24 protein-coding genes and 1 tRNA gene are annotated in these 20,432 nt (G+C 33.3%); 9 read left to right on the forward strand and 16 right to left on the reverse strand.

Annotated elements, in window-relative coordinates; genetic code table 11:
• Positions 1–16 precede the first annotated feature (16 nt).
• On the forward strand, positions 17–412 hold the full coding sequence (locus A8975_RS03245) for an ankyrin repeat domain-containing protein (protein WP_131505942.1): 396 nt from the start codon (positions 17–19) through the stop codon (positions 410–412).
• Between the two features lie 51 nt (positions 413–463).
• Here the strand turns inward: A8975_RS03245 and A8975_RS03250 are convergent, their stop codons facing one another.
• Positions 464–1,234, reverse strand: a complete 771-nt coding sequence (locus A8975_RS03250; RefSeq protein ID WP_129759252.1) for a M48 family metalloprotease — start codon at positions 1,232–1,234, stop codon at positions 464–466.
• A 94-nt stretch (positions 1,235–1,328) separates the two neighbouring features.
• Positions 1,329–1,787, reverse strand: a complete 459-nt coding sequence (locus A8975_RS03255; protein WP_134198657.1) for a GNAT family N-acetyltransferase — start codon at positions 1,785–1,787, stop codon at positions 1,329–1,331.
• Positions 1,788–1,844: 57 nt separating this feature from the next.
• On the opposite strand from A8975_RS03255, the gene A8975_RS03260 reads away from it, so the two are divergent.
• Complete coding sequence (locus A8975_RS03260; RefSeq protein ID WP_134198658.1) at positions 1,845–2,270, forward strand: GNAT family N-acetyltransferase; 426 nt, start codon at positions 1,845–1,847, stop codon at positions 2,268–2,270.
• A gap of 49 nt (positions 2,271–2,319) precedes the next feature.
• Positions 2,320–2,392, forward strand: a tRNA-Gly gene (locus A8975_RS03265).
• A 30-nt stretch (positions 2,393–2,422) separates the two neighbouring features.
• Here the strand turns inward: A8975_RS03265 and pepE are convergent.
• Positions 2,423–3,130: a dipeptidase PepE gene (gene pepE, locus A8975_RS03270; RefSeq protein WP_134198659.1), complete on the reverse strand. Its 708-nt coding sequence runs from the start codon at positions 3,128–3,130 to the stop codon at positions 2,423–2,425.
• 150 nt (positions 3,131–3,280) lie between these two features.
• Between pepE and A8975_RS03275 the strand changes: the two genes are divergently transcribed.
• The 4 genes from A8975_RS03275 to A8975_RS03290 all read left to right on the forward strand — a co-directional run bounded on the left by A8975_RS03275 (position 3,281) and on the right by A8975_RS03290 (position 6,909).
• Positions 3,281–4,096 (forward strand): carboxypeptidase-like regulatory domain-containing protein, encoded by an 816-nt coding sequence (locus tag A8975_RS03275; protein ID WP_166667437.1) that lies wholly within the window; start codon positions 3,281–3,283, stop codon positions 4,094–4,096.
• Positions 4,074–4,946, forward strand: coding sequence for a carboxypeptidase-like regulatory domain-containing protein (locus A8975_RS03280; protein ID WP_134198661.1), 873 nt, complete (start codon positions 4,074–4,076; stop codon positions 4,944–4,946). The genes A8975_RS03275 and A8975_RS03280 overlap by 23 nt, the downstream gene beginning before the upstream one ends.
• A 52-nt stretch (positions 4,947–4,998) precedes the next feature.
• A complete protein-coding gene (locus tag A8975_RS03285) occupies positions 4,999–5,286 on the forward strand; it encodes a twin-arginine translocase TatA/TatE family subunit (protein WP_129759246.1) in 288 nt (95 codons plus the stop codon).
• Positions 5,287–5,403: 117 nt separating this feature from the next.
• Positions 5,404–6,909, forward strand: coding sequence for a S8 family peptidase (locus A8975_RS03290; protein WP_134198662.1), 1,506 nt, complete (start codon positions 5,404–5,406; stop codon positions 6,907–6,909).
• A 64-nt stretch (positions 6,910–6,973) separates the two neighbouring features.
• Here A8975_RS03290 and A8975_RS03295 read toward each other — a convergent pair whose 3' ends face one another.
• From A8975_RS03295 to kynU, 11 genes are all read right to left on the reverse strand, one after another.
• The gene (locus tag A8975_RS03295; protein WP_134198663.1) at positions 6,974–7,357 is read right to left on the reverse strand and encodes a DUF3037 domain-containing protein; all 384 of its coding nucleotides are present in this window, start codon (positions 7,355–7,357) and stop codon (positions 6,974–6,976) included.
• Positions 7,347–8,126 (reverse strand): HipA family kinase, encoded by a 780-nt coding sequence (locus A8975_RS03300; RefSeq protein ID WP_129759243.1) that lies wholly within the window; start codon positions 8,124–8,126, stop codon positions 7,347–7,349. Before A8975_RS03300 ends, A8975_RS03295 begins: the two co-directional genes overlap by 11 nt.
• Before the next feature lie 5 nt (positions 8,127–8,131).
• Positions 8,132–8,779, reverse strand: a complete 648-nt coding sequence (locus A8975_RS03305) for an O-methyltransferase (RefSeq protein WP_134198664.1) — start codon at positions 8,777–8,779, stop codon at positions 8,132–8,134.
• 80 nt (positions 8,780–8,859) lie between these two features.
• A complete protein-coding gene (locus A8975_RS03310; protein ID WP_134198665.1) occupies positions 8,860–9,942 on the reverse strand; it encodes an amidohydrolase family protein in 1,083 nt (360 codons plus the stop codon).
• A gap of 3 nt (positions 9,943–9,945) precedes the next feature.
• A complete protein-coding gene (locus A8975_RS03315; protein WP_134198666.1) occupies positions 9,946–10,482 on the reverse strand; it encodes a 3-hydroxyanthranilate 3,4-dioxygenase in 537 nt (178 codons plus the stop codon).
• A gap of 24 nt (positions 10,483–10,506) precedes the next feature.
• Positions 10,507–11,289, reverse strand: coding sequence for an SDR family oxidoreductase (locus A8975_RS03320; RefSeq protein WP_134198667.1), 783 nt, complete (start codon positions 11,287–11,289; stop codon positions 10,507–10,509).
• A gap of 75 nt (positions 11,290–11,364) precedes the next feature.
• A complete protein-coding gene (locus A8975_RS03325; protein WP_134198668.1) occupies positions 11,365–12,804 on the reverse strand; it encodes an aldehyde dehydrogenase in 1,440 nt (479 codons plus the stop codon).
• Between the two features lie 71 nt (positions 12,805–12,875).
• Positions 12,876–13,286: a RidA family protein gene (locus tag A8975_RS03330; RefSeq protein WP_134198669.1), complete on the reverse strand. Its 411-nt coding sequence runs from the start codon at positions 13,284–13,286 to the stop codon at positions 12,876–12,878.
• A gap of 98 nt (positions 13,287–13,384) precedes the next feature.
• Complete coding sequence (locus A8975_RS03335) at positions 13,385–14,782, reverse strand: FAD-dependent oxidoreductase (RefSeq protein WP_134198670.1); 1,398 nt, start codon at positions 14,780–14,782, stop codon at positions 13,385–13,387.
• A gap of 33 nt (positions 14,783–14,815) precedes the next feature.
• Entirely contained in the window at positions 14,816–15,157 is a 342-nt protein-coding gene (locus A8975_RS03340; RefSeq protein WP_134198671.1) for a hypothetical protein, read from the reverse strand.
• The gene (kynU, locus tag A8975_RS03345; protein ID WP_134198672.1) at positions 15,150–16,421 is read right to left on the reverse strand and encodes a kynureninase; all 1,272 of its coding nucleotides are present in this window, start codon (positions 16,419–16,421) and stop codon (positions 15,150–15,152) included. The genes A8975_RS03340 and kynU overlap by 8 nt, the downstream gene beginning before the upstream one ends.
• Before the next feature lie 138 nt (positions 16,422–16,559).
• Between kynU and A8975_RS03350 the strand changes: the two genes are divergently transcribed.
• Positions 16,560–17,948 (forward strand): sensor histidine kinase, encoded by a 1,389-nt coding sequence (locus tag A8975_RS03350; RefSeq protein WP_134198673.1) that lies wholly within the window; start codon positions 16,560–16,562, stop codon positions 17,946–17,948.
• Positions 17,949–18,051: 103 nt separating this feature from the next.
• Positions 18,052–18,852 (forward strand): class I SAM-dependent methyltransferase, encoded by an 801-nt coding sequence (locus A8975_RS03355; protein WP_134198674.1) that lies wholly within the window; start codon positions 18,052–18,054, stop codon positions 18,850–18,852.
• Here A8975_RS03355 and msrA read toward each other — a convergent pair.
• The gene (msrA, locus tag A8975_RS03360) at positions 18,849–19,529 is read right to left on the reverse strand and encodes a peptide-methionine (S)-S-oxide reductase MsrA (RefSeq protein ID WP_134198675.1); all 681 of its coding nucleotides are present in this window, start codon (positions 19,527–19,529) and stop codon (positions 18,849–18,851) included. The genes A8975_RS03355 and msrA overlap by 4 nt on opposite strands.
• A 122-nt stretch (positions 19,530–19,651) precedes the next feature.
• Positions 19,652–20,431: a zinc ribbon domain-containing protein gene (locus A8975_RS03365; protein WP_134198676.1), complete on the reverse strand. Its 780-nt coding sequence runs from the start codon at positions 20,429–20,431 to the stop codon at positions 19,652–19,654.
• Position 20,432: the final 1 nt, after the last annotated feature.

Raw genomic sequence — 20,432 nt, forward strand, 5'->3', positions numbered from 1 at the left:
ATTTAAATCTTTCATCATGAAAAAAACAGTAATTATTTTAGCAATTGCATTAGGCTTTTCGTTTAGCACTTTTGCAACAACTACGACATCTAACAATTTTAAAATTGTAAAAGCAGAAAACTCAGTTAGCCCATTTTGTGCATCAATTGCTAAAGGAGATTTTGAAACCGTAAAAAAACTTATTGAATTAGGTGCTGATGTAAATCAAAAATCTAATGGAATGACACCGCTTATGTATGCGGCAAAATTTAATAGAGTTGAAATTTTAAAGCTTTTAGTTGAAAATGGAGCAGATTTAAAAAAGAAATCTGATAAAGGGTATACTGCTGAAAAGTATGCTGAATTATCTAATGCTCAAGACGCAATAAAAGCTATTAATCATTTCGAATCTCAAAAGAAAAGAAAAGCTTAACTTATGTACTAATAAGTTGGTTGGTTAGTTAGTTGTAAAAAGACTCCTTGTTTAGGGAGTCTTTTTATATTTAGTGATAGCTTCTCTAATTTTTTCTATTCTATTGTCTGGGTCAGGATGTGTGCTTTGAAACTCAGGGACTCTATTAGGTCCAGCAGCAGCTTTTAATATTTCCATTACACCTATCATTTCTTCAGGATTGTATCCTGCTTTAATCATAAATTTTACGCCTAAATCATCACTTTCTAGTTCGTCTCCACGACCGTTGGTTAGTAAAGTTTGTTGACCAATTCCACTTACTAATCCACCCATATCAGCACCAACCGAAGCTCCAGTTGTAACAGTGCTCCAAAATTCTGATTCTGCAATACGCTCTGCTGAATGTCTACCTAAAACATGACCAATTTCATGACCCAATACACCAGCCAGCTGGTCTTCATTTTCTAATTTTGAAAATAAAGCATAGGTGATAAAAATTTGACCTCCTGGTAATGCAAATGCATTTATAGTATTTGGGTCTGCCAATAAATGAAATTCATACTGGTAAGGTGTTTGGTTGGCAATACTATTACTTACCAATTTATTTCCAACATTATCAACTAAGGCTTGATAACTTTCATTAGGGTGTAAACCTCCATGTTGCTGTGCCATTTGTGGAGCACTCTGTAAACCAATTGCGATTTCTTGGTCAGAAGTCATATTTATAGTTTGAACCCTTCCTGTGAATGGATTGGTTTCTTTACTACTACATCTTTTAATAAATGCAAAAGCAACTATAGCTATGCCTATTAAAAGTCTTATTTTAAATTTGTTGCTTCTCATGTTAGTTAGGTATTAGTTGTAATAAATTTACAAAAAAAATAGCTTAATAATTCTAGGGGATTTTTAATATGTTTTTAAAATAAGCGCATGAAATTTATTGAATATCTTTTTGCATTGTAAAGTGTAACCCTATTTTTTCAATATTAAAAGGTTTACCAATAATTGAAAATCCATTTTTTTCATAAAATGGAACAGCAATTTCTCTTGCGTTACACCAAATAGTAGTAATGCCTTTTTCTTTAAGTAGGTTTTCTCCATAATGTATTAAAGCATTGCCATATTTTAAACCTTGACATTCTTTCAATACAGCCATTCCTCTTAATTGATATTGTTTTTTAGTTTCAAGTAAAGGTGTGTTGTTTTTCATATAGGTCACTACGCCTACAAGCTTGTTTTGAGAATATAACCCTACGTGGTAAGTGGTTTCTAAATCGTCATTTTCAAAAATACAATCTTCAATAGGTCGTCCCTCTCTTAAAACAGGGTGCCTTACACTATAAGTGTCTTTAGGTGCGATAAGCTTTATGGAGTAATTAGTTGTGTTTTTAGACATAAATTATTGGTAAAGTGTAGCGGCAAATTAATTATCTTCACGAAATATTTCAAGAAGATGTCTCCAGTATTTAAAATTATTAAAAAATCTGAAATAAACACGATTATTCCTTTAGTTAAAAAGTTGAATAATAACACTGTTTCAGATGCTGTTTTAAAAGAACGATTTGCTGAAATGATAACGCAAAACTATGAGTGTGCTGTAATTTATGATGGTGAAAAGCTAATAGGAATGTCGGGACTGTGGTTTTGTACACGACATTATGCTGGTAGAAGTGTGGAAATTGACCATGTTTATATTGATGATGCCTATAGAGGCAAAGGTTTGGGAAAACAATTTTTAAGTTGGATATACAAATATGCCGAAAGTAAAGGTTGTAAAGCTGTGGAACTCAATACTTATGTTCAAAATTATCCTTCGCATAAGTTTTACTACAACGAAGGGTTTGAAATACTAGGATATCATTTTTTTAAAAAGCTTTAATTTTTTTCTTTATTAAGAAAAAGAGTTTACATATATTTGCATCCGCATTGCGGGAGTAGCTCAGTTGGTAGAGCGTCAGCCTTCCAAGCTGAATGTCGCCGGTTCGAACCCGGTCTCCCGCTCAAAAGACTTTACTTAAAGTAAAGTCTTTTTTATTTTAAGGTGTTTAGTTCTGTGCCAGTTTCTACTTCAAAAGGAGCTTTGTCATATTCAAAAACACGAGCATTCAATTCTCCTTTTAAAATAATAGAATTGCCTTTTACTTCAAGCCAACTACCTTCTCTTAGTCCTACAACAGGTTGTGTGTTGAATTTATGAAATTCTTTTATTCGTGTCTCTCTGGTTTCTCCCATGTGAGTACTGCTTGGATCAGGATCTAAATAATGCGGATTGATATTAAAAGGTACAAAACCAAAGGTTTTAAAACTTGGTGGATATACAATAGGCATATCGTTGGTAGTATTAACTGTAAGACCGCAAATATTACTTCCTGCACTTGTTCCTAAATAAGGCGTGCCATTATTTACAGCAGCTTTTACTGTTTCAATTAAATCATTTTTATAAAGCTGATTAACCAAAACAAAAGTGTTTCCGCCTCCTGTAAAAATCCCTTTAGCATTTTGCAATGCTTCTTTAGGATTTTCAAATTCATGAATACCTTTAACAGATTTCCCAATCTTTGAAAAAGCATCATTTACTTTAGCTGTATATTCATCATGCGTTATGCCTCCAGGTCTTGCATAAGGAATAAAGAGTATTTCATTAGCATCCTCAAAAAAAAGTTTCAATTCTGGTAAAATATATTCTAAAGTGCCACTACCATGTACAGTAGATGTGCTGGCTATAATTATGTTTTTCATTAATGTTGTGTTTATACCAATTTTATTTTTTTTGGTATTGATTATTTTGTTGTAAATTTAAGTAAACATAGCTTTTAACAAAAGTTTATGTGTGTTTTGGAATTAAATTAAGATATGAAAACTTTTCTTTATAACATAAAACCAACCCTTATGCAAAAGTACCTATTTGTTATATTCATGTTAGTGTCTGTATTTCAGATGAACGCCCAAGATCTCAAACGTGTTGAGGTTAAAGGTAAAGTTGTGGTAGATAGTGATGATGTCATAGGAATTACGGTTTTTAATTCATCTTCTAACAGAGGAACGACTACTGATGAAAATGGAGAGTTTACCATTGCTGTGGCTTTAAACGATAGAGTTGAATTTGGAGCACTACAGTTTAAAGATTTTGAAATTGTAATTGACGAATATGTTATAGCATCAAAAAAGCTAACAGTTTTTTTGGTTGAAGAAGTAAACAAACTAGACGAAGTTGTTATTCTGCCTTATGACCTTACTGGAAATTTAACTTTAGATGTTGAAAGTGTAAGAACTTTTAACCCAAATATGGATCCAATTTATTTTGGTATTGACAATGTACACGAATATGAGTTTTCTGATGATATAAGATCACAATCAGATAATATAGCAATGCATTCGCAGTCTCAAACGATGCAAAACGGACTTAACGTTATAAATGTGGTAGGGTTTTTATTAAAACCACTTTTTAAATCTAAAGGAGAGAAGGCTTCGACTCGTTCCAATGTTCCTAACATTCCAACAAGTACGTTTAAAGACCATTACACCGAAGAATTCTTATATCAAAATTTCAAGATTCCAAAGGATAGAATCAATGAATTTATAATTTATGTTGAAGACCATGGTTTAGACTATAGTTTGTTAGATAAAGGTAATGAACTTGAGTTTTTAGAATTTATAAGCCAAAAAAGTAAGCAGTTTTTAAATGAAACACCTCAAAAAGATTAAATTTAGTCTGTTTGAAAACTATTTATATGCTCCAAATTTTGCTGTGAAATCAAACTTGTTTTCAGACAGAGCATTTGTAAATGTATTCAAAAGAAGCTTACTCGTTTTTTCTCTTTTAACCGCTTTTGTAATGCAGTCGCAAACTGTTACACTTTCAGGTAGAGTGATAGCAAATGATGACGTTGAAGGTATTCATATTATAAATAAAACAGCAAGTAAATATACTACTACAGGTGAAAAAGGCGAGTTTGAAATTCCTGCAACGCTCAACGACACCATTATTGTTTCAGGTGTTAAATATTTAAGAGAAGAAATTGTCATTTCCCAAAACCATATTAATTCCAAGTCGCTTGAAGTGAATCTTACTGAAAACGTTAATGAGTTAAACGAAGTTGTGGTTGGTAAAATCTTGTCTGGTGATTTAACTTCAGATATAAAAAACTCAGGTGTTGAGCGAGATATAAACTTTTATGATGTAGGGATTCCTGGTTACACAGGAAAGCCAAAAACGCAAAGCGAACGAAGACTTTACGAAGCCCAAACAGGTAGTGGGTTAATTCCTTTAAATCCAATTTTAAACTGGATTTCTGGTAGAACAAAACGTTTAAAACACTTAATTAAATTGGAAAAACAAGATATTCAAATGAATAGAGCTATATCAGAGTTTTCTGAAATGCTTTTTGAAATAGATGATTTGGATGAAGCTCAAAGAATGGAGTTTTTCTATTTCAGTTCAGAAGATCCAGAGTTTATGCAAATTGCAAAAGAAAAAAATGATATTAAACTACTAGAGTTTTTACAAATTAAGCTTAAAGCTTACAAAGCAAACGTTAATTCTTCCCAAGATTAAAATTCAATGTTAAATAGTACGTTCTAATCTAACAACTCATTATATTTGCAAAGTGATACAAGCAGCTACATTTTTATTCATTGGTACTACAGAAGTTATGTTTATACTTGTTGTAGTGGTTTTGGTTTTTGGAGCCGACAAAATTCCTGAGATTGCCAAAGGCTTAGGAAAAGGTATGCGAGTACTTCGCGATGCGTCAAACGATATTAAATCTGAAATTACTAAAAGCGCTGAACAAAATGGTATTGATACCAGTATTACTAAAGATGTTCAAGACGAAATAAACAAGGTGAAAGACGATCTTGAAGATTTCACAGGTTCAGTAAGACGTAAATTGTAAATATTATATTCGTAAAATTGTATTTAGTTTTTTCTCGAAAACTAAGTTATTCAATTAATTTTTTTAAGATTATTTAATATATTTAGAAAATCATTAACCATCTAAATATATATTTACATGAGAAGACTCTACGTTAAAGTCATTTTACTTTTGGCTATTACTGTGGTTTCCTGTTCTAAGGAAGATGCCACATTTCAAGAAGAAGACATTCAACAAGCATTTCCTGAAAACCCTTTAACCATTGAAGAAATTAATGCAACCATTAATGCAACTATTACCAATACAGGTGATTTTGATTGGAATGCTGCTGATACCCATTTTTTATGGAGTGCAGTAAAGCATGGGCAAAATTTACTTACTATTGGTTATGGAAGTGAAGGAGAATATTTTTCAGAAATTAGAACAAGAGACATTGAAAATAAAAAGGAAGCAGTATTAAATATTGTTTTGGAGCAAGAAGGTGTTGCTAAGGAAGATTTAAAACTTGTAGAACACGAAATTATTAATGTTATTGATGTGTATGTTGACAATATTAATACAATTGTAGCCCTTAAAAAGAGTCCTTATGTACGCTATTTAGAACCAAATGGTTACAATCAATTTGGAATGAGTGCAACTGCAAGATCAAGTTCAGGATGTAGCAAAAACGGAGAGTCAATAAACACCTCGCATTACACTACAGTTAGTCCTAACAATGCACAAGTGTCATGGCATTTTAGTGAGCATAACATTCCGCAAGCATGGAATTTAAGTACAGGCTCAGGAGTAACTATTGGATTAATTGATACAGGAGTATCACAATCGCAATCGTTGTTGAATTCTAGCGGATTTAACGATGGAGTTTCCAATGGACGCTTCGTTCAAAAGTATGGTACGTTTATAGATTCTGCTTGGTGGTGGAGTAGTAATTATGATGGGCCACATGACAAGTGTGGTCATGGAACAGCAATGGCGTCTACTATGGCTGCTCCAAGAAACGATAACGGAATGCCAGTAGGTGTTGCTTATAACTCAAATTTGGTAGCTTATAGAGCAACTGAAGATGTGCTTTTAAATGATTACCATGAACGTAAAGGTGTTTCAGCTGCGTTAACCCAATTGGGAAATAGAAGTGATGTTAAAATCATTTCAATGTCTATTGGTTATGTATGGTCAATAGGAAATATTAAAGATGCTGTAAAATATGCTTACAGTAAAGGCAAACTTATTTTTGCAGCAGGAGGAACGTCAACCAGTTTTACTAATGGCTTTGGTGTAATTTTTCCAGCAACAATGAGCGAAACTGTTGCTGTAACAGGAGTTGATGATGGGAGTAATTACGAACGTTGTGACACTTGCCATAGCGGAAGTAAAATAGATTTTACTATTATTATGGAAGGTGATAACAATACTAGTAAAGCACCACCAGTTTTAGGGTTTTACAATGGTGAGCGTCGTTATACAGGAGGTTCATCGGTTGCTACTGCTACAACTGCAGGTATTGCTGCTTTAGTATGGTCAAGATATCCTAATTGGAGTAGAACACAAGTACTAAACCGTTTAAAGACTTCATCAGATTTTTACCCAAATAAAAACGGAAGTTTTGGTTATGGTAATATTGATGCTTTACAAGCTGTACAATAATAAAAACACTTTATAAATTAAAAAAACCTCTCAGTATTGAGAGGTTTTTTGTTTGTATTGTTAGCTATAATACGTGCTTTTCAAAAATTTTATTTAATTCTTCTCCTGGATTATCGGTTAAACCAGAATGTGTTTTAGAACTTTGTATTACTGTGCTTCTTGAGGCTGCTAACCAACGAAATCTATCAGAAAGTTCAAATTGTCCAATTGCTCCAGATGAAGGTGAGCCTTTACAAATTAGTTCCCAAGATTTTAAGTGATTATTGATGTCTTCTTTGTCAAGTTCGCAAGAAAAAGCCTTTAACTTCTCATTGTCGACATGATATTTAACATTAAGAAATTTTTTTCGTTTAGAGTATAAAATGACTCCAACATTAAAAAACTCTTCACGTTCAACCTTTGGAACGAGTCTAATTATGGCATATTCAAAAGTGACTTTATCTTGCATTTTCGATTTCGTTTATTAGAGCATCAATGTTTGATAGTCTAGAAATTAAATAGCTCAAATAGGCTGTTCTTATTTGACTTGGGTTTAACGCATCAGATTCATTTAGTAGCCAATTTTCGGGTATTGTATTAATAATGGTTTCTAACGTGTCTTTATTTAAAGCTTCAATGATTGTTTTTGAAGCTTCATCAAGACGTGTTGCCTGTTTAACTAGTACATGGTCTTTTATAAGAGGAAATGTTCTTGTTAAATGACTTTCCCAAGTAGCCCAATTATGATGAAAATAGAAGCTAGCTCCATTATCAATAACCCATAATTCTTTATTCCAGTTAAGCAGATTTGTGTTTTTGGCTGTTCTGTCTATATTGCTAATAATACTATCTAATAATACAATTTTTGAAGCTGTTAAACTATCAACGTCAAACGCTAAAGGGTCGTAAGTAATAGAACTACTTAAATAATGTAATCCTAGATTTAAGCCTACACTAAATTTAAGTAAGTCTTGTATCTCTTCGTCAGGTTCTGTTTTGCTAAAGGAATCGTCTAAATTCATAAACACTAATTCAGGAACTTTTAAACCAATAGCACGTGCTATTTCACCTCCAATTAATTCGGAAATTAGTGTTTTTTTTCCTTGACCAGAACCTCTGAATTTTAGTACATAGAGAAAACCGTCGCTAGCTTCAACAATAGCAGGTAAAGAACCACCTTCTCTTAAAGGTGTAATATATTTTACAACATCAACAGTTCTTATGTCTAATGTGTTCATATTATTTAAGATGGTAGTTTTCTACTTATTGTTAATCCGTCTCTTATTGGTAATAAAACGGTTTCTATTCTAGGGTCATTTTTTAAAAGCGCATTGTACTCTAGCAATGCTTTAGTTGATGCATCATCAGGTTTTAGTGCTTCAATAACTTTTCCGCTCCACAATACGTTGTCAGATAAAATGATGCCTCCAACGTTGAGTTTGTCAATAATGGTGTGAAAATAGTTTACATAATTTGGTTTATCAGCATCTATAAAAACTAAATCAAAAGTCTTATTTAGCTTTGGAATAATTTCCAGTGCATTACCTAAATGTTGATGAATTTGATTTCCGTACTGTGATTTGTCAAAATATTTTCTTTGAAAATCTACCAGCTCTTCATTAATATCTATAGTATCTAATTCACCATTACTTTGTATTCCTTCAGCTAAGCATAAAGCCGAATAACCAGTGTATGTGCCTATTTCAAGGATGTTTTTTGGGTTAACCAATTTTGAAATCATGCTCAACACTCTACCTTGATAATGACCACTGAGCATACGTGGTTGCAATATTTTTTGATAGGTTTCTCTAGTAAGTTGTTGTAGTAAATCTGGTTCGTTTTCAGAATGTGCAACTACGTAATCATCTAATTGTTGAGGTAAAAAGTGCATCGATAATGTAATTTTATGTCATGCTGAGCTTGTCTAAGCATCTTTTGGATGTTTATATTTTTTAATTCTAAATAGAAGAGTTATCCTAAAATTCTATTAACCAATTTTTTCTTAGCATCTTCATCATCACCACATAACCATTGTATAACGTTATCTTCCCACATCGCATCACGTTCTTCTTCTGTAATTATATTTCGTTCTATAGCTAAATCTAAAATTTTACCAGGATAAGAAGACTGTTTAGCGCTTTCCATTTCTCCTAAAGGATAAGGATCGTCTAATCCCATTAAAACCTGTTTAGAAGTTTGGTTTTTTATAAGTAATGATAAACTTCCTGTATCATGAACTAAGGTGTCAAAAAAGATGTTTTTGTGTCCAACTGCTTTTCTTGGGTGGTGTTTCCCTTCAAATAAATCTGGTCGTCCATCAAACCCTTGTATACGTCTTCCTAAGTTTATCTGTGCCAACTGCCCACCATGAGCAAAACAAGTTCGCATATTAGGATATTTATCTTGATAACCATTTAAGGTTAAAAAGTGATATGCATCTGCACATTGGGCTAGCATCCAAATAAGATGAAAACGCCATGAGGTGTTTTCTAGCTTTATAAATTTTTCACCATCGTAAGGATGAATTTCTACAGCTAAATTATACTTGTTTGCAAGCTCAAAGATGGGTTCGTTTTCCTCATCAAAAATACAACGCCAAGTACCTATTGTATCCATGTAGTGCGTAGGTAAGCATAGCAATTGTAAGCCTAATTCCTCTACACAACGTTCAATTTCCCAACAAGCACCTCGTACAAATCCAGGATGTACTACAAAGCCACAAGTAAACTTGCTTGGGTTGTCATGTTGAATTTTAGCATTGAAATCATTTTGAAAACGCAAGGCTTGCTTCATTTCTTCAACACGTAATCCGTTTCCGTAGAGTTGAGAAAGGTTTAAAACGACAGCATGGTCTATTTTAAAACGTTCCATCCATGCTAATTTTTCATTGAGGAAGAAACTAGAATCGGTTACTGGTCGACTCCAATCTTTTTGAAGCATGAATTTTCGGTCTTTGTCCACCCAAAAAATACCTTTGTCTTTCATAAACTGAGGGATTTCTTCAGGATAAGGAAGTAAGTGTGAGTGACCGTTTATACGAAGTTTACGTTTCATAAATTATTCTTCTATCTGAACTTTTTTTGGTGGTTGCATTACATGTCCACAGTTAGGACAACTGCGTTTACCAGAATCACCATAATATTTATCAAAAATTTTAGGCATATCAGTTTCAATATTGTCTAGAGTAAAATCTTCTTCATACAGTTTTGTTGTACAGTTTTCACAAAACCACAGCAAAGCATCTTGTACACCTTCTTCTCGAGGGTATTCTATAACCAATCCAACTGTGTTGGCGCCACGTTGAGGTGAGTGTGGTACTTTAGGAGGTAATAAAAACATTTCTCCTTCACGTATATGAATATCTTTAGGCTCGCCTTCATCAATAACTTTTAGTGTAATATCTCCTTCAACTTGATAGAAAAACTCAGGAGTTTCATTATAATGATAATCTTTTCTGCTGTTTGGTCCACCAACAACCATAACAATAAAATCACCATCTTTCCAAACCACTTTATTGCCAACAGGAGGTTTTAATAAGTGACGGTTTTCTTCAATCCATTCTTTAAAATTTATGGGAGGATATAATTTACTCATGACGTTTGATTTTATGTTATAAAGTTACAAAGATTTTGTTCGTCCACCATCAACAGGAAGATTAATTCCGTTAATGTAACTGGCACATTCGCTAGCTAAAAAGGTGATGGCTGCAGCTAGTTCTTCAGGTTTTGCAAAACGTTTTGCTGGTACAGCGCTTTTCATGGCGTTAGCAGCATCTTCTTCAGATTTACCAGTTTTTGCACTTTTGTTTTTGATGATTTCGGTTAATCGTTCCGTTCCTGTAGCACCTGGTAATACGTTGTTTACTGTAATACCAAACTGTCCAAGCTCATTAGCTAAAGTTTTACTCCAATTAGCTACAGCACCACGAATGGTATTACTTACACCAAGTCCTTCTAATGGCTGTTTTACAGAGGTAGAAATGACATTGATAATACGTCCATATTCTTCATCTTTCATAAACGGAACAACAGCTTGAGCCAATACATGATTACATTTTAAATGCTGTGTAAAGGCATTTTCAAATTCTTCTATTTTAGCATCAAAAACTGGTCCACCAGCTGGTCCACCAGTATTGTTTACTAACACATGAAATCCGTGATTATTCTTAATATAGCTTTCTACTTTTTCTTTTAATTCCATCGGATTAGAAAAATCGGCTACGATATAATCGTGGTTTCTGTGTTTTGGTAATTCGTCTAAAACAGCTTTTAGCTTGTCTTCGTTTCTTGCTACTAGTGTGATATTTGCACCTTCTTCAGCTAAAGCTAAAGCAGTTGCTTTACCAATTCCTGCTGTGCTACCACATACTAGCGCGTATTTGTTGTTTAGTTTTAAGTCCATAATAACTTCCTGCGTAGGCAGGAATCTTTTTAGTTTATATTGTTAAATGAGATTCCTGCTTTCGCAGGAATGACATTAATACTTTATACATACATTCTTAGCCTCAGTAAAAAAGCGTAAAGCTTCAAATCCACCTTCACGACCAACACCACTAGCTTTAACGCCACCAAAAGGTGTGCGTAAATCGCGCATCATCCAAGTGTTTACCCAAACAATACCTGCTTGTAATTGGTTGCTCATCCGCATCGTGCGTTTTAGATTATTCGTCCAAAGCGTTGCGGATAATCCATATTTCACCTTATTAGCCATTTCTAACACGTTATCTTCAGTTTTAAATGACATAATGGTAACTATTGGACCAAAAATTTCTTCTTGATTTACTCGACAATCGTCTGTTTTAACTTCTATAACTGTTGGTTGTAAATAGTAACCGTTTTCGAAGCCTTCAACAGTAACTTCGCTTCCGCCACATAAAATAGTTGCACCTTCTTCTTTAGCAATTTCGACGTAGCTTTTCACCTTTTCAAGGTGCGGTTTTGAAACTAAAGCACCTATATTCGTGTCTTTTTCTGAAGGATGACCAACTTTCAAGCTTTTAACTTTTTCGACAAAGTCGGCTTTGAATTTCTCATAAATAGTTTCCTCTACAAAAATTCGGCTTCCGCATAAACAAATTTGACCTTGATTAGCAAACGACGAACGTACGGTTGTGTTCAACATATCGTCATAATCGCAATCGGCAAAGATGATATTTGGGTTTTTTCCGCCTAATTCTAAAGACAATTTTTTAAACATTGGTGCAGCTACTTTGGCAATATGTGCGCCAGTTGCTGTTCCTCCAGTAAAACTAATGGCTTTGATATTTGGATGTTCTATAATAGCTTGACCAGTCGTTGTGCCTAAACCGTGAACAATATTCAATACACCTTTTGGTAAACCAGCTTCGTTGCAAATTTTGCCTAATAAATACGCTGTCATAGGTGTAACTTCGCTTGGTTTGGCAACAACGCAATTACCTGCTGCGATTGCTGGTGCGATTTTCCAAGTGAACAGATACAAAGGTAAATTCCAAGGACTAATGCAGCCCACAACTCCAATAGGTTGGCGAAGCGTATAATTCACCGCGTTTTGACCAATGCTTTCGTGACTTTCGCTTGCAAATTGTGTAATGGCATTTCCAAAAAATCTGAAATTACTTGCTGCTCTAGGTATATCAACCATTTTAGCAAGACTTACAGGTTTTCCATTATCTTTACTTTCGGCTTCTGCAAAACGGTCTAAATTGGCTTCTAGTAATTCTGAAATTTTAATGAGGATTCTGCTACGCTCTTCTAAAGTAGTTTGACTCCAGCTTGGGAAAGCAGATTTAGCACTTTGATAAGCTTGCTCTACATCTTCTTTTGATGAGTTTGGAATTTGTCCATAGACTTCACCATTTGAAGGATTGTAGTTGTCAATCCACTGATTGCTTTCTGGATTGGCAAATTCGCCTTTTATGTAGTTTTTAATGTTCATTTTATTCACAGATAATAGAAAAAAGAGTTTAGAGAATAGAGTTTTTGTCTTTCCTCTTTGTTCTCTTTTCTTTACTCTTTTCTTTTGTAAGCCATCACCTTAATCTCAACCAGCAAATCAGGATGCGGTAATTGGTGAACAGCAACTGTTGTTCTTGTTGGTCCTGTTGCTTTTTCAAAAAACTCAGCGTAGGCTTTGTTGTAACCTGCAAAATCGTTCATATTTACTAAAAAGGTAGTCACATCAACTACGTCTTTTAGACTGGCACCAACGGTTTGTAAATTTTTATCGATGTTTTTTAAAACTTCTCTAGTTTGAACTTCGATATCTAATTTTTTGGTGTTCATTTCGTCAATAAGTTCCACACCAGCAATAGTATTGTCAGCTCGTCTTGAACTGGTTCCTGAAACGAAAATGAAATCGCCTACCACTTTTACATGTGGATACGCGCCTCTTGGTGTTACTTTAGTTCCTTCGTTCATAATGTGTTTATCTTTTTGTCATTCTGAACTTGATTCAGAATCTATTCATGTTCTTTTGTGGTTAAAATGGATTCCGCATCGTAGTGCGGAATGACAACCTACTTCAATCCAGCAATTCTATCGTCTTCTAGAATGTTTTCGGTTTCGGTTTTGACCTTTTCTAAATTCAATTTTAAATCGTCTTGAATATTCAATTTGCCATCTGCTAGCATATTGAGTATCGCTTTGTCTTGTGCGCGACCTCTTAACATGGCTTCTCTATAACCAACATTTTCGTTAAAAGTTACTAGAGAATACTTTGAAGAATAGTCATTAGGAAAATGCTTTTCTAAGGCCATTTCTAAAGTGCGTTTTTCTCTAAAGTTTGCATGATTAACATGACCTTTCATTTCGTGGAAATTATCGATAGCTAAGTCAGCAATGGCATCAGTGTCTTTTTTGCGAGATTTTTCATAAATCTTGAAAATGGTTTCCCAATCGTCATGACCTTCATCTAGGACTTTATCAAATTGTACAACATCTTCAAAGGAAGCATTCATACCTTGACCATAAAACGGAACAATAGCATGAGCAGCATCTCCCATTAAAAGCGTATTGCCTTTGTAATGCCAAGGCGAACATTTTACTGTGCCGAGAGGTGATGTTGGGTTTTCAAAGAAATCGTCAACAAGATTAGGCATGAGCTCTAGAGCGTCTTTAAAATATTTTCCGAAGAACTCTAGAACACGTTCTTTTGAGGTTAGATTGTTGAAATTGTATTCGCCTTCATCATAGCTTAAAAATAGCGTTACCGTAAAACTACCATCGAGATTTGGTAATGCTATAAGCATAAAAGATTCGCGTCCCCAAATATGCAACGCATTTTTATAGGTTTTATAGCTTCCGTTTTCACCTGGAAGAATACTTAATTCTTTATAGCCATGTGTTAACCAATCTTGCGAAAAACTAAAGAGAAACTTTTTTCCCAAATAATAACTTTTTCGCATTGCAGAACCTGCTCCATCAGTAGCAATAATTACATCTGCGTCTTCAACAAATTCAGTATTGTTTGTATAATCTTTAAATAGAGCTGTCGTTTTTTCGAAATCTACCGATTTACATTTTCTGTTGAAGTAAATGGAAACATTTTTATGCTTTTCAGCTTCGTCAAGTAAAAGTGCATTGAGTTCACCTCTTGAAATAGAATTTATAAATTCATGTTCGCGACCACTATAAGGAGCTAAAACAGTATTGCCTTCTATGTCATGAAGCATACGACCATTCATGGGAATACAAAGGTCTTTTACTTTGTCTTCAATACCAACTAGTTTCATGGCTTTGTTGCCACGATCAGAAAAAGCTAGGTTTATGGAACGACCTGCAGAAATATCTACTTTACGTAAATCAGGACGCATTTCCATAACAGTGACGTTAAAACCTCGTTGTCCTAAGCGTAACGCTAATAGTGAACCACAAAGTCCTGCGCCAATAATGAGTATGTTTTGTTGTTTAGTCATGTTTGTCATTCCTGCGAAGGCAGGAATCTTTATTTAATTATTTAATTTACTTTTTAAATATTGGATTTCCTTATATGAAATTCTAAAATTATTTAAATTAATAAATTGTTTAAGGCTATCGTTATCTTCAAAACTTAAGTTGTGATTTAATGGATTGAATTTAATTTTTGAAAAATTAGTGTACTCTTTGTTTTTTATAACCTTGCTTTTTGATACAAGTAATATTCTCTTATTTGTTATTATTAAAATATCTTTTCTATTTGTTAAAAGACCTAGTAAAGTCAAATGTTCTAATAAACTTTCCTCTGATTTTTTAACAAGCTTTATTAGTATATCTTCATTTTTAATTATAGAATCAACTAATTTGCTACTCATTTAGAATAGTCTTTAATTTCTCAACCATTCTATACACATCTTCAAACGTGTTGTACAATGGTACAGGAGCACAACGAATAACGTCAGGTTCTCTCCAGTCGGTTATAATATGAGCTTCGGTTAATTTTTTATGTAAACTTTTATCAGCATTTTTTACTTGAATAGAAAGTTGACAACCTCTTTCGTTTGGGTTGGATGGTGTAATGATTTTTATTTGGTCATTGTTTAATTCATTCAATAAAAATTCAAAATAACCAGTTAGTTGTTCTGATTTTTTACGAAGTGCATCCATACCAACTTCGTTAAACATATCTAACGATGCTTTTATAGCAGCCATTGATAAAATTGGAGGATTACTGAGCTGCCAACCCTCAGCACCTGGAATAACATCTAACGGTTGGCGCATATTGAATCGTGTGTCTTTATTGTGGCTCCACCAACCAGCAAAACGTTTTAGTTTTGTATTGTGTGCATGTTTTTCGTGTACAAATAATCCTGCTAAACTTCCTGGTCCTGAGTTTAAATATTTATAAGTACACCAAGCAGCAAAATCTACTCCAGAGTTGTGTAAATCTGGATTTATGTTTCCTGCGCCATGTGCTAAGTCTATACCTACCATACAGTTTTTGGTGTGACCTAACTCAGCAATTTTTTTTATGTCCAAATATTGTCCTGTGTAGTAATTTACACCACCAATAAGTAGTAATGCAATTTCATCACCTTGTTCGTTTAGTATAGCCTCTAAATCTTCAATGTTTAAAAGTTCTTCTCCTTTTCGAGGTTTCCACTCAATAAGTCCTTCATTAGCATCAAATCCATGAAATTCTAATTGTGTTTGTACAGCATATCTGTCGCTAGGAAAAGCATCACTTTCAATAACTATTTTATATTTAGTTTTTGTAGGTTGATAAAAACTAACCATTAACAAGTGAAGGTTAGTGGTGAGTGTGTTCATTACTACCACCTCAATAGGTTTTGCGCCTACAATTTTTGCCATAGAATCAGTTAAAAACTCATGATAAGGCATCCAAGGGTTTTTGGCTTCAAAATGACCTTCAACACCAAAATCAGCCCAATCATCTAACTCTTGTTGAATATACTTTTTTGTGTTTTTTGGTTGTAATCCTAGTGAGTTTCCTGTAAAGTATAACCAATCGTTTCCATGTTTGTCTTTTGGGATGTGGAATTGGTTTCTGTAGTGTGATATTGCGTCATTTTGGTCCTGTTCTCTTGCAAAATCAAGCCCTAATTTATAATTGGTCAATTGAATAAAATTTTGTGTTGTTAACAAAAATAAGAATTATTTTATGCACTTATGGTTATAAAATACAGTATATAGCTTTAGAATTGAGTAGATTTGTATTAAATAGATTTGTTCGCCCCAGACTAACACCTCATTACAATGCTAAAAAATCTTTGGTTTTCATATAGAAAGTGGTACATAAACTACCTTGGGTTGCAAAATCACAAGTTTGAAACCGATAGATTGTCTTATTATAGAGATAACCTTTTCATATCTATATTTACACTAACCATTGTACTTGGAGCTATTTCTTATATCCCAAGTATTACTGCTGCGATTATTTTAGATAAATGGTTTGTGTTTTATGCAGATACTATTGCATTTGCTATTTTATTGTTTGCTTTTTTTTATAAAAGTTTTAGTTTAAGTCTTAGAAAACAAGTGTTTACTGTAACTTTTTTCTTACTTTCTTTTGGACTGGTTTTAGATTTAGGTCTGGGAGGTAATGGTCCAATTTTGCTGTTTATGCTTAGTGTTTTGGTTACGTTGTATAGTAGTACTAAGTCTGGAGTTAATTCGGTTTTGTTAACAGCTCTGTTTTATTCTGTTGTCTTGCTGGTTAAGTATTTTAATATTGTTGAAATTACTTTTTTTCTAGAAGGACCTTTTGAAGGTCTAGTTATTGTTTTTACCAATAATGTTATTTTTAGTTTGCTTACAGTGTATTCTGTTTCTTTTTTAATTAAGCAACTACATAAAGCATTTGTTAAGGAAAATCAACTTCAAGAAATGCTTAAAAAAGAGCATGAGATTACTATTAATGCAAAAAATGAAGCTGAACGCTCAAATAAGCTTAAAACAGCCTTTTTAAGCAACATGAGTCATGAAATTAAAACACCAATGTATGGTATTGTTGGTAGTGCAAATTTATTGAAATCTAATACGGCTTCTAATGAAGAGAATGATCAGTATTTCAGTATTATTGAAGATAATAGCAATTTGTTGCTAAACATGTTTAATGATGTTTTAGAGATTTCAAAATTAGAAAGTGGTAATGTGGCTCTCAATATTTCGAGCACTAATATTTACAAATTGATAGATGACCTTAGAAGTGAGTTTGCTAAGAAAGCTATGGAAAAAGATATCCAATTATCTGTAAATTTTAATTGTGACGCTAACTATAGCCTAATGAGCGATGAAGAAAAGCTAAAGAAAACATTAAGCCATATTATCGACAATGCAATAAAGTTTTCAGGGCATAAGAGTAAAGTGATTATATATTGTAATTATTTAAATCCTAATGCAATTGAATTTGTAATAAAAGATAATGGTATAGGCATATCTAAAGATCAATTAAATCAAGTGCATTTGCCTTTTTTTATCACTGATTTAGATAATAAAGCAGGTATACATGGTACAGGGTTGGGGTTAGCTATAGCAAAAGCTTATATAGAAAATCTTGGAGGTCAACTACATATTAAAAGTGAATTAGGCGAAGGAACTGAAGTGTCTTTTCAGTTAATGGATTATAATAAAAAAGCGCCTTGAAGAAACAAGGCGCTTGCTGAATATATATAGACGCTTAAAGCGGGATATTTTATACAATATATACGTGTCAAAATTGTACTTTGGATGTTTTAAAAGCTGAAATATGGAAAACTTAACAAAATATTTTGAAACCAATAAGGCAACTTGGAATGAAAAGACCAAGATTCATGTTGAAAGTGGAATGTATGATCTTGAAGCTTTTAAAAATGGAGCATCTTCACTTATGCCATATGAGTTAAAGGCTTTAGGTGATGTTAAAGGAAAGTCTTTGTTGCATTTGCAATGTCATTTTGGTCAAGATACTTTAAGTTGGAGCAGGTTAGGAGCTAATTGTGTAGGTGTCGATATAAGTGATGAAGGTATTGGTTTTGCTCAAAAGCTAAATGAAGAACTAGAGTTAGATGCCGATTTTGTGTGTTGTAATGTTTTAGAAACCTCTAAGTATGTTACTGATACCTTTGATATTGTTTTTACAAGCTATGGTGTTATTGGTTGGTTGCCAAATTTAGAGCCTTGGGGACAAATGATTGCTGACCGTTTAAATAAAGGAGGTGTTTTTTATATGGCTGAGTTTCATCCTATAGTTTGGATGTTTGATTATCTAGAAGGTAAACCTATTATGAAATATGGTTACATGCAAGACGAAGTAATCTATGAAGAGTATGAAGGTACTTACGCTAATACCGATTCAAAAATGATTAGTAAGGAATATGGTTGGAATCATGGGTTGAGTGAAGTAATCAATGCATTAACTAAAGCAGGATTACGAATAGACTATCTAAATGAATATGACGAAAGTCCGTATAACGTACTACCAGATTTAGAACAAACCAAATCTGGTATGTATGCTACTAAGGATAAACTTTATCCTTTAATATTTGAGATAAAAGCAACTAAGGTTTAGTTGTCTTTGTTTATAATGTCTTTAGCTTCTTTTTTTACTAAGTAAGGGCATGATCTTTTAAACTGCTCCAAACGTTTTCTAGATACGTTTTGTATGTAAGCATTGTTTGGATTGCGTTCTTCAAAATCTTGATGATAATCTTCAGCTTCCCAAAATTTTTGAAAAGGCATTATTTCGGCAGCAATAACAGCATTTAATTTGGTTGCCCATTTAGCTTTTTGGGTTTCAGCTATTTGTTTTTGTTCGTCGTTTTGATAAAAGATAATAGAACGATATTGCGAACCTCTATCAGGACCTTGACCATTAACTTGTGTTGGGTCTTGAGAGCTAAAATAGACTTCAACCAAATCAGAAAAACTTACAACCTCAGGGTCGTAAATTACCTCAATACTTTCAGCATGACCTGTTCTACCTGTATTACTAGATTGGTATGTTGGGTTATTAGTATGACCTCCAGAATATCCTGAGATTACTTCGTCAACACCAATAACACTTTGGTAAATAGCTTCAGCACACCAAAAGCATCCACTTGCAAAATAAGCTTTAGCTTTTCCATCTTTTAAAGGAACTTCAACAGGCTCTAGAGTCATTAAAGCTTGTTGTTTTTTATTGGTTTGAGCAGTGTTTTGGCAGCTAAAAAAAAGTGTAATAACTAATATTGAAATGTAATTTTTCATAGGTAATTTTCTTTTTATAGTCGTATAAAGATAATTAACCTTAAAGATGAAGTGTGAAAATTTTATTAAATAAAAAAACCCAGACGATGAGGTCTGGGTTTAAATATGCATTTTAAAATGGATTATAACTTAGCAAAAAGCTTTTCCATTTTTTCTTTTTGTTCTTCAGCTAAAGCTGCATCAACTAGGATACGACCACTGTGCTCATCAGTAATTACTTTTTTACGTGAAGCAATTTCTACCTGTACTTGAGGAGGAATAGTAAAGAAAGAACCACCAGATGCACCTCTTTCAATTGGTACAACAGCTAATCCGTTTTTTACGTTATTACGTATTCTTAAATACGCTTTTACTAATCTTTCGTCAATTTGCTTTTGGTACTCTTCAGACTTTTTAATTAGAGCTTCTTCTTCTTTTTCAGTTTCAGCTAAAATAGCGTCTAGTTCACCTTTTTTGTGCTTTAAGTGTGTTTGACGGTCTTTAAGTTTGCTTTTAGTTTCAGAAATAATTTCTTTTTTCTGCTCTATTTGAACTTTAAATTCTTTAATGTGTTTTTCAGCCAATTGAATTTCAAGTTCTTGATATTCTATTTCTTTTGTAAGCGAGTTGTACTCTCTGTTGTTTCTTACATTTTTTTGCTGCTCACTGTATTTTTTGATTAAGGCTTTAGCTTCTTCGATTAAATTCTTTTTAGCTTTGATGTCCTCATCAATCATTTCAAGATTAGAACCTAATTTTTCTAGTCTTGTATTTAAACCTGCCACTTCATCTTCAAGATCTCTAACTTCTAAAGGGAGTTCTCCACGCACATTTCTTATTTCGTCTACTCTCGAGTCGATTAATTGTAAGTCGTAAAGGGCTCTCAATCGATCTTCAACAGAAACTTCAACTTTTTTTGCCATA

Origin of the sequence: Meridianimaribacter flavus, assembly GCF_004366715.1 — a bacterium.
GTDB lineage: Bacteria > Bacteroidota > Bacteroidia > Flavobacteriales > Flavobacteriaceae > Gaetbulibacter_B > Gaetbulibacter_B jejuensis.

Excerpts from the sequence above, each read along its gene's own strand:
- A8975_RS03245 (WP_131505942.1), top strand. The coding sequence starts at position 17 with ATGAAAAAAACAGTAATTATTTTAGCAATTGCATTAGGCTTTTCGTTT.
- A8975_RS03250 (WP_129759252.1), bottom strand. The coding sequence starts at position 1,234 with ATGAGAAGCAACAAATTTAAAATAAGACTTTTAATAGGCATAGCTATA.
- A8975_RS03255 (WP_134198657.1), bottom strand. The coding sequence starts at position 1,787 with ATGTCTAAAAACACAACTAATTACTCCATAAAGCTTATCGCACCTAAA.
- A8975_RS03260 (WP_134198658.1), top strand. The coding sequence starts at position 1,845 with ATGTCTCCAGTATTTAAAATTATTAAAAAATCTGAAATAAACACGATT.
- pepE (WP_134198659.1), bottom strand. The coding sequence starts at position 3,130 with ATGAAAAACATAATTATAGCCAGCACATCTACTGTACATGGTAGTGGC.
- A8975_RS03275 (WP_166667437.1), top strand. The coding sequence starts at position 3,281 with ATGCAAAAGTACCTATTTGTTATATTCATGTTAGTGTCTGTATTTCAG.
- A8975_RS03280 (WP_134198661.1), top strand. The coding sequence starts at position 4,074 with ATGAAACACCTCAAAAAGATTAAATTTAGTCTGTTTGAAAACTATTTA.
- A8975_RS03290 (WP_134198662.1), top strand. The coding sequence starts at position 5,404 with ATGAGAAGACTCTACGTTAAAGTCATTTTACTTTTGGCTATTACTGTG.
- A8975_RS03295 (WP_134198663.1), bottom strand. The coding sequence starts at position 7,357 with ATGCAAGATAAAGTCACTTTTGAATATGCCATAATTAGACTCGTTCCA.
- A8975_RS03300 (WP_129759243.1), bottom strand. The coding sequence starts at position 8,126 with ATGAACACATTAGACATAAGAACTGTTGATGTTGTAAAATATATTACA.
- A8975_RS03305 (WP_134198664.1), bottom strand. The coding sequence starts at position 8,779 with ATGCACTTTTTACCTCAACAATTAGATGATTACGTAGTTGCACATTCT.
- A8975_RS03310 (WP_134198665.1), bottom strand. The coding sequence starts at position 9,942 with ATGAAACGTAAACTTCGTATAAACGGTCACTCACACTTACTTCCTTAT.
- A8975_RS03315 (WP_134198666.1), bottom strand. The coding sequence starts at position 10,482 with ATGAGTAAATTATATCCTCCCATAAATTTTAAAGAATGGATTGAAGAA.
- A8975_RS03320 (WP_134198667.1), bottom strand. The coding sequence starts at position 11,289 with ATGGACTTAAAACTAAACAACAAATACGCGCTAGTATGTGGTAGCACA.
- A8975_RS03325 (WP_134198668.1), bottom strand. The coding sequence starts at position 12,804 with ATGAACATTAAAAACTACATAAAAGGCGAATTTGCCAATCCAGAAAGC.
- A8975_RS03330 (WP_134198669.1), bottom strand. The coding sequence starts at position 13,286 with ATGAACGAAGGAACTAAAGTAACACCAAGAGGCGCGTATCCACATGTA.
- A8975_RS03335 (WP_134198670.1), bottom strand. The coding sequence starts at position 14,782 with ATGACTAAACAACAAAACATACTCATTATTGGCGCAGGACTTTGTGGT.
- A8975_RS03340 (WP_134198671.1), bottom strand. The coding sequence starts at position 15,157 with ATGAGTAGCAAATTAGTTGATTCTATAATTAAAAATGAAGATATACTA.
- A8975_RS03350 (WP_134198673.1), top strand. The coding sequence starts at position 16,560 with ATGCTAAAAAATCTTTGGTTTTCATATAGAAAGTGGTACATAAACTAC.
- A8975_RS03355 (WP_134198674.1), top strand. The coding sequence starts at position 18,052 with ATGGAAAACTTAACAAAATATTTTGAAACCAATAAGGCAACTTGGAAT.
- msrA (WP_134198675.1), bottom strand. The coding sequence starts at position 19,529 with ATGAAAAATTACATTTCAATATTAGTTATTACACTTTTTTTTAGCTGC.
- A8975_RS03365 (WP_134198676.1), bottom strand. The coding sequence starts at position 20,431 with ATGGCAAAAAAAGTTGAAGTTTCTGTTGAAGATCGATTGAGAGCCCTT.